The sequence below is a fragment of the Pseudomonas sp. GW821-FHT05D12 genome (assembly GCF_059419825.1).
Genome location: NZ_JBWKSN010000003.1, coordinates 129,265 through 143,858, shown reverse-complemented (window position 1 = coordinate 143,858; position 14,594 = coordinate 129,265). Strand labels below are relative to the sequence as shown.

Annotated in this window: 13 protein-coding genes; 8 read left to right on the top strand and 5 right to left on the bottom strand. The window is 60.7% G+C overall.

Translation table 11 applies throughout. The annotated features are described in order from the left end of the window. The first annotated feature begins 52 nt into the window (after positions 1 to 52). Positions 53 to 904: an EamA family transporter gene (locus tag AC07SI_RS06415; protein WP_495005497.1), complete on the top strand. Its 852-nt coding sequence runs from the start codon at positions 53 to 55 to the stop codon at positions 902 to 904. A 57-nt stretch (positions 905 to 961) separates the two neighbouring features. On the opposite strand, the gene AC07SI_RS06410 is transcribed toward AC07SI_RS06415, so the two are convergent. Both AC07SI_RS06410 and hslO read right to left on the bottom strand, forming a co-directional pair. Further along, positions 962 to 2,503, bottom strand: a complete 1,542-nt coding sequence (locus AC07SI_RS06410) for a phosphoenolpyruvate carboxykinase (RefSeq protein WP_495005399.1) — start codon at positions 2,501 to 2,503, stop codon at positions 962 to 964. A 179-nt stretch (positions 2,504 to 2,682) separates the two neighbouring features. After that, positions 2,683 to 3,585, bottom strand: a complete 903-nt coding sequence (hslO, locus tag AC07SI_RS06405) for an Hsp33 family molecular chaperone HslO (protein WP_065899604.1) — start codon at positions 3,583 to 3,585, stop codon at positions 2,683 to 2,685. A gap of 124 nt (positions 3,586 to 3,709) precedes the next feature. On the opposite strand from hslO, the gene AC07SI_RS06400 reads away from it, so the two are divergent. Beyond that, positions 3,710 to 4,513 carry a phosphatase PAP2 family protein gene (locus tag AC07SI_RS06400; protein ID WP_065899603.1) on the top strand — a complete coding sequence of 268 codons (804 nt, stop codon included), beginning with the start codon at positions 3,710 to 3,712 and terminating at the stop codon, positions 4,511 to 4,513. Between the two features lie 167 nt (positions 4,514 to 4,680). On the opposite strand, the gene AC07SI_RS06395 is transcribed toward AC07SI_RS06400, so the two are convergent. Next, positions 4,681 to 5,088 carry an RNA-binding S4 domain-containing protein gene (locus AC07SI_RS06395; RefSeq protein ID WP_065899602.1) on the bottom strand — a complete coding sequence of 136 codons (408 nt, stop codon included), beginning with the start codon at positions 5,086 to 5,088 and terminating at the stop codon, positions 4,681 to 4,683. 116 nt (positions 5,089 to 5,204) lie between these two features. Here AC07SI_RS06395 and rimA point away from each other — a divergent pair, with 116 nt between their 5' ends. From rimA to rimK, 3 genes are read left to right on the top strand one after another with little or no spacing between them, the layout of a single operon-like run. Next, positions 5,205 to 5,984 carry a S6 modification regulatory phosphodiesterase RimA gene (gene rimA, locus AC07SI_RS06390; protein ID WP_106805442.1) on the top strand — a complete coding sequence of 260 codons (780 nt, stop codon included), beginning with the start codon at positions 5,205 to 5,207 and terminating at the stop codon, positions 5,982 to 5,984. A gap of 13 nt (positions 5,985 to 5,997) precedes the next feature. Next, positions 5,998 to 6,480: a retropepsin-like aspartic endopeptidase RimB gene (gene rimB / locus AC07SI_RS06385; protein WP_065899600.1), complete on the top strand. Its 483-nt coding sequence runs from the start codon at positions 5,998 to 6,000 to the stop codon at positions 6,478 to 6,480. Further along, the gene (gene rimK, locus AC07SI_RS06380) at positions 6,477 to 7,382 is read left to right on the top strand and encodes a 30S ribosomal protein S6--L-glutamate ligase (protein ID WP_003187674.1); all 906 of its coding nucleotides are present in this window, start codon (positions 6,477 to 6,479) and stop codon (positions 7,380 to 7,382) included. Before rimB ends, rimK begins: the two co-directional genes overlap by 4 nt. Positions 7,383 to 7,489: 107 nt before the next feature. On the opposite strand, the gene AC07SI_RS06375 is transcribed toward rimK, so the two are convergent. Both AC07SI_RS06375 and ompR read right to left on the bottom strand, forming a co-directional pair. After that, positions 7,490 to 8,803 carry an ATP-binding protein gene (locus AC07SI_RS06375; protein ID WP_065899599.1) on the bottom strand — a complete coding sequence of 438 codons (1,314 nt, stop codon included), beginning with the start codon at positions 8,801 to 8,803 and terminating at the stop codon, positions 7,490 to 7,492. Between the two features lie 116 nt (positions 8,804 to 8,919). Continuing rightward, a complete protein-coding gene (gene ompR / locus AC07SI_RS06370) occupies positions 8,920 to 9,660 on the bottom strand; it encodes an osmolarity response regulator transcription factor OmpR (protein ID WP_065899598.1) in 741 nt (246 codons plus the stop codon). A gap of 357 nt (positions 9,661 to 10,017) precedes the next feature. Between ompR and AC07SI_RS06365 the strand changes: the two genes are divergently transcribed. From AC07SI_RS06365 to gshA, 3 genes are all read left to right on the top strand, one after another. Continuing rightward, positions 10,018 to 12,342 carry a Tex family protein gene (locus AC07SI_RS06365; protein WP_065899597.1) on the top strand — a complete coding sequence of 775 codons (2,325 nt, stop codon included), beginning with the start codon at positions 10,018 to 10,020 and terminating at the stop codon, positions 12,340 to 12,342. Next, a complete protein-coding gene (locus tag AC07SI_RS06360; RefSeq protein ID WP_065899596.1) occupies positions 12,342 to 12,725 on the top strand; it encodes a PaaI family thioesterase in 384 nt (127 codons plus the stop codon). The genes AC07SI_RS06365 and AC07SI_RS06360 overlap by 1 nt, the downstream gene beginning before the upstream one ends. A 214-nt stretch (positions 12,726 to 12,939) precedes the next feature. Then, positions 12,940 to 14,523: a glutamate--cysteine ligase gene (gshA, locus tag AC07SI_RS06355; RefSeq protein ID WP_065899595.1), complete on the top strand. Its 1,584-nt coding sequence runs from the start codon at positions 12,940 to 12,942 to the stop codon at positions 14,521 to 14,523. Positions 14,524 to 14,594 lie beyond the last annotated feature (71 nt).

Sequence of the window (14,594 nt, the reverse complement as noted above, 5' to 3'; positions counted from 1 at the left end):
GCGCTAACCTGGTGAACTGCCTACATACCAAGGACCTTACATGGACGTAATGATGGGCCTGCTGGCCGCCCTGCTCTGGGGCGGCACGGATTTTCTGGTGGGCCTCAATGCCCGCGCCGTGGGCGTTAAACGCGCGGTGTATTTCGGCCAGGCCCTGGGCTTTTTGATCATGACCCTGCTGCTGGTCATCTTCCCCGCCTTGCTGCTCAAATCCCTGGATGCCTCATTGAGCGTCTGGCTGCTGGGCATTACAGCCGCGCTGTTCACGGTCTCCGGCGCGCTTGCGTTGTCCAAGGCCTTTGCGCTGGGCAAAGCCGCCATTGTGGCGCCGCTGGTGACGTCCTACGGTGTGGTCACCACCCTGCTGTCGTGGGCGACCGGTGAACACATCAGCCTGGTCCAACTCGGTTGCATCGGCCTGTGCGTGATCGGCGTAGTCCTCTCCAGCATCCACAAGGACAACGGCGTTCCTCACAACAGCTCTAGCCACTCCATCGCCTACGCCATGCTCGCCGCAACGCTGTACGGCACCAGCTTCTGGCTGCAAGGCCGCTACACACTGCCTGCGTTGGGGCCTATCACTATGCTCTGGCTGGGCTATCTGGTCGGCCTCTGCGTTCTGGTGGTGATGGTGCTGAAGATCAAGGATGGCCTTAAGATTCCGCCGCTGAAAAACTGCGCGACATTGACCGGCGCGAGCTTGATGAACCTGGGCGGGTTCTCGGCATTTTCGTGGGGGGCGATGGAAGGGTCGGTGTCTGTAGTGACGGTGATCAGTACATTGTCAGGTGGGATTGCGGCGATTCTGGGGTTCGTGTTTTTCAAGGAGCGGCTGTCAGCAGTGCAGGTGCTCGGGGTTGTGCTGGTGCTGGTCGGCGCGGTGGTTTTGCATATCGCGCACTGACCCAACGCCCACAAAAAAGCCGCCCACGAGGGGCGGCTTTTTTACAGCGACCGAATCTTACAACTTCGGACCCGCAGCCTTGATCGCATCGCTCACTTCAAACTTCTTGAAGTTCTCGATGAACAGACCGGCCAGCGCTTTCGCTGCTTCGTCGTAGGCAGCCTTGTCAGCCCAGGTGTTACGTGGGTTCAGCAGGCCGGTTTCAACGCCCGGTACGGCCAGTGGCACGTCGAGGTTGATGGTGTCGAGGTGTTCGGTTTGCGCACCAATCAACGCGCCGCTCTGGATCGCTGCGATCACGCCGCGAGTAGTCGGGATGTTGAAGCGCTTGCCGACGCCGTAGCCGCCGCCAGTCCAGCCGGTGTTGACCAGGTAGACCTTGGAGCCGAAGCCACGGATACGCTTGATCAACAGCTCAGCGTATTCACCGGCCGGACGTGGGAAGAACGGCGCGCCGAAGCAGGTGGAGAAGGTCGACTTGATGCCGGCGCCCGAACCCATTTCGGTCGAACCCACCAGTGCGGTGTAGCCGGACAGGAAGTGGTAGGCCGCTTGCTCTTCGCTGAGGATCGACACTGGAGGCAGTACGCCAGTCAGGTCGCAGGTCAGGAAGATCACAGCATTTGGCTCGCCGCCCAGGTTCTGCTCGGAACGCTTGGCAACGTGCTCCAGCGGGTAGGCAGCGCGGCTGTTCTGGGTCAGGCTGACATCGGCGTAGTCGGCGTGCTTGGCATCGTCGATCACCACGTTTTCCAGCACGGCGCCGTGCTTGATGGCTTTCCAGATGACCGGCTCGTTCTTCTCGGACAGGTCGATGCACTTGGCATAGCAACCGCCTTCGATGTTGAACACCACGCCCTCGCCCCAGCCGTGTTCGTCGTCACCGATCAGGTAACGGCTTTCGTCTGCGGACAGGGTGGTCTTGCCGGTGCCGGACAGGCCGAAGAACAAGGTCACGTCGCCGGCTTCGCCAATGTTGGCGGCGCAGTGCATCGGCAGTACGTCGGAAGCTGGCAGCAGGTAGTTCTGCACCGAGAACATGGCTTTTTTCATTTCACCGGCGTAGCGCATGCCGGCGATCAGGACTTTTTTCTGGGCGAAGTTGAGGATCACGCAACCGTCGGAGTTGGTGCCGTCACGCTCAGGCACGCACTCGAAGTTGGCCACGTTGAGCACTTGCCACTCTTCACGACGGGCTGGGTTGTACTGGGCCGGGTTGATGAACAGGCAACGACCGAACAGGTTCTGCCAGGCAGTCTGGGTGGTCATTTTGACGGCCAGGTAGTGGTCTTCTGCAGCCCCTACGTGAACGTGGGAAACGAAATGCTCTTGCGCGTTGTTGAATGCCTCGACGCGAGCCCACAGGGCATCGAACTTGTCGGCCGGGAACTTGCGGTTGATCGGGCCCCAGGCGATGGAATCCTGGGTGGAAGGCTCTTCAACGATGAAACGATCGACTGGCGAACGACCGGTACGGTGACCGGTTTCTACAACCAGCGCGCCAGTATCGGCAAGCACGCCTTCACCGCGCTGCAGGGCTTCTTTGACCAGATCGTCAACACTCAGATCGGTGTATACGGCGTTATTGGCTTGCGTCATGAGGTTCCCCGTCGGCCTATGGCCGAGTGCTCCAAACGTTTTGTAGTAGAAAGTTGCGCACTACTACCGCGAAAAAAGTGGGCCGGATTATGCCAGAAAAGCCCAAAAAGAGTAGGGCCCTCCCGTCAGAACAGCGCTAATCCGGCATTCGTCAGGTGATTTACCTGTGCTTAAACGTTTTAGTGGCGGGTGTCGGAAGGGGTGTCGATACCTGCACCGGCAAACAACTGAGCAACATCGGCGGCATCGAACAGGTAGCGCTGGTTGCAGAACTGGCAGTCGATCTCGATATGGCCACCGTGCTCCACCACCAGATTCTGCGCATCTTCCAGGCCCAGGCTCACCAAGGCATTGGCCGAACGCTCGCGCGAGCAGCTGCAATGGAAGCGCAGGGTCTGTGCGTCGAACAGGCGCACGGCCTCTTCGTGGTACAGGCGATGCAGGATGGTTTCGTTGTCCAGGGCGAGCAATTCTTCAGCTGTCAGGGTGCCGGCCAGGGCGGTGAGTTTGCGCCAGCTATCGGTACGCTCATCGTCATCCTTGATGCGGTCAGCCGGCAATTGCTGCAACAGCAGGCCACGGGCGCGCTTGCCGTCGGCGTTGAGCCAGAACTTGGTGCCGACTTGCTGGGACATCACGAAATAGTTGGTGAAGCAGTCCGACAGGGTTTCGCCGTCGAGGTCGACGATGCCCTGGTAGCGCTGGCCTTCAGTCGGATCGACGGTGATCGCCAGTACGCCGTTGGCCATCAGGTCGGAAAGCGTGGCGTTTGGAGTAATCAAGTCGGCGTCGTAACGGGCCAGGCCGCGGATTTCGCGCTCGCTGGAGCACTCGATCATCAGCATCGGGACCGGGCCTTCGGAGCGGGCCTGCAGGATCAGCAAACCATCGAATTTCATCGTGCCGACCAGCAGCGCAGCTGCCGCCATCAACTCACCGAGCAGTTGCGCGACCGGCTCCGGATAGGGGTGCTTGGCAAGGACTTCGGCATAGCTGCGCTCCAGCGAGACCAGTTCGCCGCGGGCGTCGTTCTCGTCGAAGATAAAGCGTTGGGTGAAGTCGGTATCCGGTAGATCAGTCATAGGTCTGGGTATCTGAATTGATGACAAATTGATTACAAGGTTTATAAAATTAAACGCTTTAGCACCATCTTGGTGCGGCTTTCTCCTGGAAACAGAGAGCTTAATTGAGCGAGAGGGACAGTTTATGAACAATCCGGGTTTGTTCCAAGCCAAGTGGAACCTCCGGCGATGGGCTCTTTGCAATCTACTCGCTATCGGGCTGCTGTGTTTTTGGCTGTGGCCCACGGGCCAGATGCTGTGTGTGATTTTCGACGAGTGGCTGTTTCATCTGCTCAATGATCCGCTGGCGAGCAACTCAACGTGGCTGCATGTGTGGGCCGTGGCCAGTTTGCGGCCATTTGATGCAGTGGTCGGGGTGATTCTGCTGACGCTGCTGATTCGCGGTGAGTGGGTATTCAAGGCCGTACAAGTGCGCCAGGCAGTGTTAGGTTTTGTCGGCATTCTGCTGCTGTTGCTGTTTATCCGCATGCTGTTTTCCAAACTCGCGGCACAGATGGGCTGGCAACACAGCAGCCCGTCGATGGTCATCAGCGGCGCGATTCATATGAGTGACTATTTCCCGGGGCTGGAGAAGACTTGGGAATTGAAGGACCGCTCCAGCCAGAGCTTCCCGGGGGATCATGCCTCGGTGTTGTTGATCTGGGCGATGTTCATGACGGTGTTCGCCAAGCGCATCGGCCAGATCCTGGTGATCTGGGGCCTGGCGCTGTTGTTCATGATGCCGCGCCTGGTAGCAGGCGCGCATTGGGGGCAGGATGATTACATCGGCGGTGTACTGCTGGCGCTGTTGGCACTGGGCTGGGGCTATTACACGCCGTTTGCGGCGAAGGTGTCGAATGGGTTGCTGCGGCTGACAGCGCCGGTGTTCGGGCTGTTTCAGCGGGTGCCGCTGATCGGCCGACTGAGCATCATGAACTCGCCGCAATAACCGACTGTAGCGAGCGGGCTTGTCCCGCGTTGGGCGGCGAAGCAGCCCTGGAAACAGACGCCTCACTGGGGGTGGGATGGGGCTGCTGCGCAGCCCGACGCGGGGCAAGCCCGCTCGCCACAACGAGTCCGCTGCAGCACCGGGACAGATAGGGGTCGCCGGCGGAGCTAGTCGTCATTGCCACTGCCGCGAAACTTGAACAGATCGCGGCGTTGCTTCTTGCTCGGCTTGCCATCGGTGGTCATGCCGGTAGCGCCCGCCTTGCGCATGGCCGCCGCGTTTTCGCGCTTGGCGATACTCGCTTCAGTCTCGGTGTACAACGCCTGCGCTTCGGGCGCACCACGGCGCACAATCGAAAGCGCCTGGACCACTACGGTCTTCTCGTCAAAGCCTATACGAATCTGCAACTCATCACCGACACGTGGCTCTTTGCCCGGCTTGCAGCGCTCGCCGCGATGATGCACCTTGCCGCTCTCGATGGCAGCCTTGGCCAGGGCACGTGTTTTGTAGAAACGCGCGGCCCACAACCACTTGTCCAGACGGACCTTTTCTTCCTCTTCCTGCTTTTGAGCCACTTGAATTCCCCGCTCTGAAAAATGTCGCAACTTTACCGTTGAAACCCTTCGACGCATAAACCCCAAGGCTCACCTAAGATACGCCAGGTAGCACCCTGATTTCGCGAGGATTCACCGTGACCGACTTTCCCATTTCACTCACCTCGCCTAACCAACGGTGCGTGGGGTGCCAGCAAAGCGAGCCCTTGGGTTTCGACTTTGCCTTTGCCTACCAACCTATCGTAGACCTGCGAGACCATACGATTTTTGCCAACGAAGCCTTGGTGCGCGGTATCAATGGCGAAGGCGCGATGTCGGTACTGGAGCAGGTCAACGACAGCAACCGCTACCGTTTCGACCAGCGCTGCCGGACCCAGGCAATTGCCCAGGCCAGCGCACTGGGCATGCAAACCCACCTTTCCATCAATTTCATGCCCAACGCCGTGTACCGTCCGGAGCTGTGCATCCGCAGCACCCTGGAGGCGGCTCGCGCGCACAATTTTCCGCTGGACCAACTGATTTTCGAGACACTGGAAAGCGAGCATGTAGATAACTATCGCCATTTGACCAATATTCTGCGTGAATATCGTGAATTCGGCTTCAAGACCGCCATCGACGATTTCGGCGCGGGCTATTCGGGGCTGAATCTGCTGGCCGATTTCCAACCTGACTTGATCAAACTCGACATGGCGCTGATCCGCGATGTCGACCAGGACCGTGTCCGTCAGGTGATCGTCCAGGGGATTGTCACAATCTGTGAGCAGTTGGGGGTTACTGTCATCGCCGAAGGCATCGAAAGTGCCGGCGAGCGCGATTTCCTGTCCGACTGCGGAATATTTCTGATGCAGGGTTATTGGTTCGCCAAGCCCGCATTCAAAGCCCTGGCCGAGGTTTCCCCGCGCGCCTGGGCGAATTGACCGGTTACCCATATTGAAGACATTTGACCATTTGACCGTTGTGGGTCTGCGTGAGTGGGTGGCACTTCCCGACCTGGGAGTGGCAGGCCTGCGTGCGAAGATCGACACCGGTGCCAGCACCTCCAGCCTGCACGCCACCGATATCGAGCCGTTTGAGCGCGACGGTGAGAAGTGGGTGCGCTTCACCGCCCACCTGGGCAGCGTGGTGCAACTGCGTCACCGCCGCTGCGAAGCGCCCCTGGTGACGATGAAAACCATCAAGAGCTCCAACGGCCATGCGCAGGTGCGCTATGTGATCAGCACCACCCTGGCGATGGGGGATCGGGTATGGCGGGTGGAGTTCACCCTGGCCTGCCGCAAGGCCATGCGTTACCGCCTGTTGCTGGGTTCCAAGGCGCTGATTGACGGCCACCTGGTGGTCAATCCCGGCGTCAAGTACGTTCAAGACAAGCCGGTGTTCCCGGTCTCTACTATTTCTGCCCCAGGTGCTGCATGAAGATTGCTGTGCTGTCGCGAAACCCGCGTCTGTATTCCACCCGCCGCCTGGTCGAGGCCGGCACCGAACGTGGCCACGAAATGGTGGTGATCGACACGTTGCGTGCCTACATGAACATTGCCAGCCACAAGCCGCAGATCCACTACCGGGGCAAGCCGCTGGAAGGGTTTGATGCAGTGATCCCGCGGATCGGCGCCTCGGTGACGTTCTATGGCTGCGCAGTGTTGCGCCAGTTTGAAATGATGGGGGTGTTCCCCCTCAATGAATCGGTGGCCATCGCCCGTTCGCGGGACAAGCTGCGCTCGCTGCAATTGCTCTCGCGTCGCGGCATTGGCCTGCCGGTCACCGGCTTTGCCCACTCGCCCGATGACATCCCTGACCTGATCGAGATGGTCAACGGCGCGCCGTTGGTGATCAAGGTACTGGAAGGCACCCAGGGCATCGGTGTGGTGCTGTGTGAAACCGCGACCGCCGCCGAGTCGGTGATCGAGGCGTTCATGGGGCTCAAGCAGAACATCATGGTGCAGGAATACATCAAGGAAGCCGGTGGCGCGGATATCCGCTGCTTCGTGGTGGGTGACAAGGTGATTGCCGCCATGAAGCGCCAGGCCAAGCCCGGTGAGTTCCGCTCCAACCTGCACCGTGGCGGCAGCGCCAGCCTGATCAAGATCACCCCTGAAGAACGCATGACCGCGCTGCGTGCAGCCAAGGTAATGGGGTTGAGCGTGGCGGGTGTGGATATCCTGCGATCCAACCATGGCCCGCTGGTGATGGAAGTGAACTCATCACCGGGCCTGGAAGGCATCGAGACCACCACCGGCAAGGACGTGGCGGGGATCATCATCCAGCACCTGGAGAAAAATGGCGGGCCGAACATGACCAGGACCAAGGGCAAAGGCTAGTCTCAAGCTGTAAGCTGCAAGCCTCAAGCTGCAAGAAAGAGCAAATCGGCTTGCCTTGCTCTTGCAGCTTATAGCTTGAAGCTTGAAGCTTGAAGCTGGACCTGCCCCTACACCGCGTCGCGGGGCAACATCAGGCCGAGCGGCAGCCGTACGCGCGCTTCCAGGCCGCCCCCTTCGCGGTTGCGCAGTTCGACATTGCCGCCGTGCATCGAGGCGATCCGGCGGACGATTGCCAACCCCAGACCGGTGCCCTTGCCACCCCGCGCACGATCGCCACGGGTGAACGGGTTGAATATGCCTTCCAGCTCGGCCGGGTCAATGCCGGTGCCACGGTCCATCACACTCAGCACCACATAAGGTGCCGCGCTGTCGCCGGACACATACGCCGCCACTTCCACATCCGAGCCGGCATGGTGCAAGGCGTTGCCAATGAGGTTGTTCAACAAACGCTTCATGGACACCCGGCGCAGCGCAAACGGCTGGATCGGTTCCAGGCGCATGCGCACCTGTTCGCCGTTCTGGTTGTAAGGCGCTACCACCTCACGCACCAGGTCTGTCAGGTCGACCTCCTCCACCACCTCGTCACGACCATCGCGGATAAACGCCAGGAACTGGTCGAGAATCGCGTCCATGTCCTCGATATCGCGAACCATGTCATCGGTCAGGTCGGAATGATTGCCCATCAGTTCCAGAGAAAGCCGCAAGCGCGTCAACGGTGTGCGCAGGTCATGGGACACGCCCGCCAGCATCAGCTCGCGTTCGCGCCCGGCCTGTTCGACGTCCTCCGCCATCTGGTTGAACGCGCCATACACCTCGGTCATCTCACTGGGCGTATCGCTGACCGGCAAGCGCACGCTGCGACCCTGCCCCAGCTGGCGCGCAGCAAAGACCAGGCGCTTGAGTGGCTGGTTGAGCTGGCGCACGAAAATCCACGCCGAGGCGGTTGAGAGCAGCCCGATCGCCAGGAACCAGCCCAGCACGTTCCAGATCTTCTGTCCCCGCAGCGGATGCGGGTACAGCGGCACCTTGATCCAGGCATCCCCCAGGCTCGGCGCCCTCACCCACAATGCGGGTGAGACATGCATGCGCAACCGAACTTCGGTGTCCTCGCCCAGCTCGGCCTGCATCTGGCGCTGGTAGATCTCGCTGTAAGGCCAATGCTGCTCGCCTTCCGGCACGCCGGCCCCGTCAACCCGAATCAATGTCGACGCCTTGGCGATTTTTTCACGACTCTCGGGATCGGCTGCCCAATAGCCACGTAATGTCAGGGCGACACCGTGGCTGTACTGCCGATCCACCAGCACGTCTTCGTTCATCAACAGATAAACCAGCGTGAGCGCCTTGGAAAACAGAACGACGATCAGCACCAGCCAAAGGGTGCGGGAGAAAAAACTTTGCGGGAACCAAAGAGGGGTTTTCATAGAAGACAGCTGGACACCTGGCAGGAACGAGCGGCGCTCGCAGAATTGCAGACGCCGGGCATCCCGTCGACCCTCATGGAATCAAACGTTGGAATGCCCGCCCTGCAAATCATTGGTCACTTTGTTGCGGTGCCATCCGGCACAAACACATAGCCCACGCCCCATACCGTCTGGATGTACCGTGGTTTGGACGGATCCGGCTCGATCATCCGGCGCAGACGGGAGATCTGCACATCGATGGAGCGCTCCAGGGCGTCCCACTCCCGGCCACGGGCCAGGTTCATCAGCTTGTCGCGGGTCAGCGGCTGGCGCGCGTTCATCACCAGCGCCTTGAGCACGGCGAATTCGCCGGTGGTGAGCATGTGCACTTCATCGCCGCGCTTGAGCTCACGAGTGGCCAGCGACAGTTCGTAGTCGCCAAATGTGACGCTCTCGTCTTCGCTGCCCGGGGCACCGGGTACCGGAGCGGCCTGGCGACGCAGCACGGCCTTGACCCTGGCCATCAGCTCGTCAGGGTTGAACGGCTTGGCCAGGTAGTCATCAGCGCCCAGCTCGAGGCCCTTGATGCGGCTCAACTCATCACCCTTGGCGGTGAGCATGATGATCGGAATCTGGTTGTTCGCGCTGCGCAGGCGCTTGCAGGCGGTGAGGCCGTCTTCGCCGGGCAACATCAGGTCGAGCACGACCAGGTTGAACACTTCACGCCCCAACAGGCGGTCCATTTGCTCGGTGTTCGGCACCGCGCGGGCACGATAGCCCTTGGAGTTGAAGAAACGCTCCAGCAGGCTGCTCAGCCCCGGATCGTCATCAACGATGAGAATTTTTTCGCCTTCAGCAGTTTGTGCAGTGCTGCTCATTGGATGCTCCTCTTATCTCGGCGCGCATTATGGCGTAGCTGCCGTTATACGCACCGTGTGCATTGTTAGCAGATTTTTCCTCTACCGCCAGCGAACCCGCGTCCCACAACCACGGGCGCAGTACCCCCCAAGGACAGAACGCTGGTTATAATGCGGCGCCGTCGTGCAGGGCAACGTCAGATCGTTACCGTTTACTGCCGGGCTTTTTTTCACCCGCTTGTCGTGATTTTTTCGATTTCGAGGGTCAATAGGCAGCCTCTTGACCCAGGCAGCGGCGCCAGTCGGGCCGCTCAACCAGCCGCGCAAGGCCTTGTTTTCCGGGCCTGCGGGCTGCTTCTAAGAATTTCAGGTGGTTTTATGGACAGCATCAACAGCCGCATCGCCGAGGAACTCGGTGTACGCCCACAACAGGTCGAAGCGGCCGTCGCTCTACTGGATGAAGGCTCCACGGTGCCCTTCATCGCCCGTTACCGTAAAGAAGTGACCGGCAGCCTCGACGACACCCAACTACGACACCTGGAAGAGCGCCTGCGCTACCTGCGAGAACTCGACGAACGGCGTATCAGCATCCTCGCCAGCATCGAGGAGCAGGGCAAGCTGACCCCGCAACTGGAACGCGACATCAAGCTCGCCGACACCAAGACCCGTCTCGAAGACCTGTACCTGCCGTACAAACAGAAGCGCCGCACCAAGGGCCAGATTGCCCTGGAAGCCGGCCTCGGCGAGTTGGCTGACGGCCTGTTCAACGACCCGTCGCTGACCCCGGAAACCGAAGCCGCGCGCTTTATCGACGCCGAAAAAGGTGTCGCCGACGTCAAGGCCGCCCTCGAGGGCGCCAAATACATCCTCATGGAGCGTTTTGCCGAAAACGCCAGCCTGCTGGAAAAACTGCGCACCTACCTCAAGCAGGAAGCCACCCTCAGCGCCCGCGTCATCGCCGGCAAAGAGGAAGAAGGCGCCAAGTTCCGCGATTATTTCGAACACGATGAACCGCTGAAAAGTATGCCGTCCCACCGCGCGCTCGCGATTTTCCGTGGCCGCAACGAAGGCATTCTCAGCTCCGCGCTGAAAGTCGGCGACGAGCTGCCGGGCACCATGCACCCGTGCGAAGGCATGATCGGTCAACAATTCGGCATTCAAAATCAGAACCGTCCTGCAGATAAATGGCTGGGCGAAGTGGTGCGCTGGACCTGGAAGGTCAAGCTCTACACCCACCTGGAAACCGACCTGCTGGGCGAGTTGCGCGACGGTGCCGAAACCGAAGCGATCAACGTCTTCGCCCACAACCTGCACGACCTGCTGCTGGCCGCCCCGGCCGGCCCGCGTGCGACCCTGGGCCTCGACCCGGGCCTGCGTACCGGCTGCAAGGTCGCCGTGGTCGATGCCACCGGCAAGCTGCTGGACCACGCGACTGTGTACCCGCACGTGCCACACAACAAGTGGGACCAGACCCTGGCGATCCTGGCGGCCCTGTGCGCCAAGCACGCCGTGGACCTGATCGCCATCGGCAACGGCACCGCCAGCCGTGAAACCGACAAGCTGGCCGCCGAGCTGATCAAAAAATACCCAGCCATGAAGATGACCAAGGTCATGGTCTCCGAGGCCGGCGCTTCGGTGTATTCGGCGTCGGAGCTCGCGTCCAAGGAATTCCCGGACCTCGACGTGTCGATCCGTGGTGCGGTGTCCATCGCCCGTCGCCTGCAGGATCCGCTGGCCGAACTGGTGAAAATCGACCCTAAATCCATTGGTGTCGGCCAGTACCAGCACGACGTGTCGCAGCTGAAACTGGCGCGCGGCCTGGACGCGGTCGTGGAAGACTGCGTAAACGCCGTGGGCGTGGACGTGAACACCGCCTCCGTGGCGCTGCTGGCGCGAATCTCCGGCCTGAATTCGACCCTGGCGCAGAACATCGTCACCCACCGTGACGAGAACGGCGCGTTTAAAACCCGCGCCGCGCTGAAAAAAGTCGCACGCCTGGGTGAAAAAACCTTCGAACAGGCCGCCGGTTTCCTGCGCGTGATGAATGGCGACAACCCGCTGGACGCCTCGGCGGTTCACCCGGAAGCCTATCCGCTGGTGCAGCGCATTGCGGCCGAGACCGACCGCGACATCCGCTCGCTGATCGGCGACGCCGCGTTCCTCAAGCGCCTGGATCCGAAAAAGTACACCGATGAAACCTTCGGTGTGCCGACCATCACCGACATCCTGCAAGAGCTGGAAAAACCCGGCCGTGACCCGCGTCCCGAGTTCAAGACCGCCGAGTTCCAGGACGGCGTCGAAGACCTCAAGGACCTGCAACTGGGCATGATCCTCGAAGGTGTGGTGACCAACGTGACCAACTTCGGTGCCTTTGTGGACATCGGCGTGCATCAGGACGGTTTGGTGCACATCTCTGCGCTTTCGGAGAAGTTCATCAAGGACCCACGTGAAGCGGTGAAAGCCGGTGACGTGGTCAAGGTCAAGGTCATGGAAGTCGACATCCCGCGCAAACGCGTCGGCCTGTCGATGCGCATGAGCGACACCCCTGGCGAGAAAATCGACGGGGCTCGCGGTGCCCGCCCAGGCTCGGCGCCGCGCCAGTCGCAGAACAATGCGCCGCGCAAGGAAACCGCGACCGCCGCGCCGTCCAATAACGCCATGGCCTCGCTGTTCGCCAACGCCAAACAGTTGAAGAAACGCTGATGGAAATCCCAGCCGGCTTGACCCAGAGCGCCTTCAGCGAACTGATCGGCTGCCGCCTGCAACGCCTGGACGAAGGCGTTGCCGAGGTGGCCCTGACCCTGGAGCCGCAACTGCGCAACCGCGCAGGCAAGCTCCATGGCGGGGCAATTTTCAGCCTCGTGGACATCACCATGGGGCTGGCCTGTTCCAGCTCCCATGGCTTCGACCAGCAGAGCGCGACCATCGAATGCAAGATCAATTACATTCGCGCGGTCTCCGACGGTGACGTGTTATGCACCAGCCGCGTGATTCACGCCGGTCGACGCACCCTGGTGGTCGAGGCCGAGGTGTACCAGGACGAAAAACTGGTCGCAAAAGCACAAGGCACCTTCGCTGTCCTATAGCTCCCCGCCCTCGATTTGAGTTAATTTCGGCGCTGCGACAACAGCGTCGGAATTTTCTTGCTGCGCTATAGCCCAATTCAAGGAGTGAAGTAGGCTTTTCCAAAGCGAGTCAAATCGACTCAAAACCAGGCGATAACGCCAGTTTTAACTTCACCCTTGTAGACCGTCTTGCCCACCCCCATATTGGGGCGACTGACGCGTGAAGGAATCTAACTTGAGCGAACTTCTCAACCGCCGCCTGGCCCTGCTCGGCAAGCGCGAACACCTCTCCCTGCTAGAGCAATGCTTGCACGGCATCGAGCGTGAATGCCTACGTGTCACCGGTGAGGGTCGCCTGGCGCAAACGCCGCACCCCGAAGCCCTGGGCGCCGCGTTGACCCATGAACAGATCACCACCGACTACTCGGAATCGCTGCTGGAGTTCATCACCCCAGCCCTGCCCAACCCGGCCGATACCCTGAGCAGCCTGGACAAGATCCATCGCTTTGCCTACACCAAGCTCGGCAGCGAATACCTGTGGAGCCCTTCGATGCCGTGCCCGTTGCCGGCCGAGGAAGACATTCCGATTGCCTACTACGGCACCTCCAATATCGGACAGCTCAAGTACGTGTACCGCAAGGGCCTGGCCCTGCGTTACGGCAAGACCATGCAGTGCATCGCCGGTATCCACTACAACTTCTCGCTGCCGGAACAGTTGTGGCCGCTGCTCAAGGAGACGGAAGGGTTTGTCGGCACCGACCGCGACTACCAGTCCACTGCCTATATCGCGCTGATCCGCAACTTCCGCCGCTACAGCTGGCTGTTGATGTACCTGTTCGGGGCCTCGCCGGCACTGGACGCGGGCTTCCTGCGCGGTCGCTCGCATCAATTGGAAGTGCTCGACGCCGACACCCTGTACCTGCCGTACGCCACCAGCCTGCGCATGAGCGACCTGGGTTACCAGAGCAACGCCCAGGCTGGCCTGACGCCGTGCTACAACGATCTGGCCAGCTACACCGACAGCCTGCGCGAAGCGGTGGCAACGCCCTACGCGCCCTACGTCGAAGTCGGCACGCACAAGGACGGTGAATGGGTACAACTCAACACCAACATCCTGCAGATCGAAAACGAGTACTACTCCAACATCCGCCCCAAGCGCGTGACCTACACCGGCGAACGGCCGATCCAGGCGCTGATGGCGCGTGGCATCCAGTACATCGAAGTACGCTGCCTGGACATCAACCCGTTCCTGCCGATGGGTATCGACCTGCCGGAGTCGCGCTTCCTCGACGCGTTCCTGCTGTACTGCGCGCTGAACGACAGCCCGCTGTTCGCCAATAACGAATGCGGCAACGCCACGTCCAACTTCCTCAGCGTGGTCAAGGAAGGCCGGCGTCCGGGCCTGCAATTGCAGCGCCAGGGCCAGGCAGTGGACATGAAGGAATGGGCCACCGAATTGCTCGAGCAGATTGCGCCGCTGGCGGCCCTGCTGGATGCGAGCCACGGCATCAGCGAACACAGCGAGGCGCTGGACGCCCAACTGGCCAAGGTCAAGGACCCGTCCCTGACGCCATCGGCCCAAGTGCTGGCGGCAATGGCCGAGCGCAAAGAGAGTTTTGCGCAGTTCTCCCTGCATCAGAGCGAGGTCCACGCCGAGCATTTTCGCCGCGAGCCGTTGCCAGCCGAAGAGCAGGCGCGCTTTGAAGAGCTGGCGCGCACGTCGCTGGCACAGCAGGCGGAGCTGGAACAGAACGAAGTGGGCGATTTTGACGTGTTTGTCGGGTCGTACCAGGCCAGTATCCTGGCGATCAGTAACTAAGGCATCACGCCACCCCGTGTGGGCGCTGGCTTGCCTGCGATAGCATCAACCCGGTAGATCTGAACTACCGA

Excerpts from the sequence above, each read along its gene's own strand:
- AC07SI_RS06415 (WP_495005497.1), top strand. The coding sequence starts at position 53 with ATGGGCCTGCTGGCCGCCCTGCTCTGGGGCGGCACGGATTTTCTGGTG.
- AC07SI_RS06410 (WP_495005399.1), bottom strand. The coding sequence starts at position 2,503 with ATGACGCAAGCCAATAACGCCGTATACACCGATCTGAGTGTTGACGAT.
- hslO (WP_065899604.1), bottom strand. The coding sequence starts at position 3,585 with ATGACTGATCTACCGGATACCGACTTCACCCAACGCTTTATCTTCGAC.
- AC07SI_RS06400 (WP_065899603.1), top strand. The coding sequence starts at position 3,710 with ATGAACAATCCGGGTTTGTTCCAAGCCAAGTGGAACCTCCGGCGATGG.
- rimK (WP_003187674.1), top strand. The coding sequence starts at position 6,477 with ATGAAGATTGCTGTGCTGTCGCGAAACCCGCGTCTGTATTCCACCCGC.
- AC07SI_RS06375 (WP_065899599.1), bottom strand. The coding sequence starts at position 8,803 with ATGAAAACCCCTCTTTGGTTCCCGCAAAGTTTTTTCTCCCGCACCCTT.
- ompR (WP_065899598.1), bottom strand. The coding sequence starts at position 9,660 with ATGAGCAGCACTGCACAAACTGCTGAAGGCGAAAAAATTCTCATCGTT.
- AC07SI_RS06365 (WP_065899597.1), top strand. The coding sequence starts at position 10,018 with ATGGACAGCATCAACAGCCGCATCGCCGAGGAACTCGGTGTACGCCCA.
- AC07SI_RS06360 (WP_065899596.1), top strand. The coding sequence starts at position 12,342 with ATGGAAATCCCAGCCGGCTTGACCCAGAGCGCCTTCAGCGAACTGATC.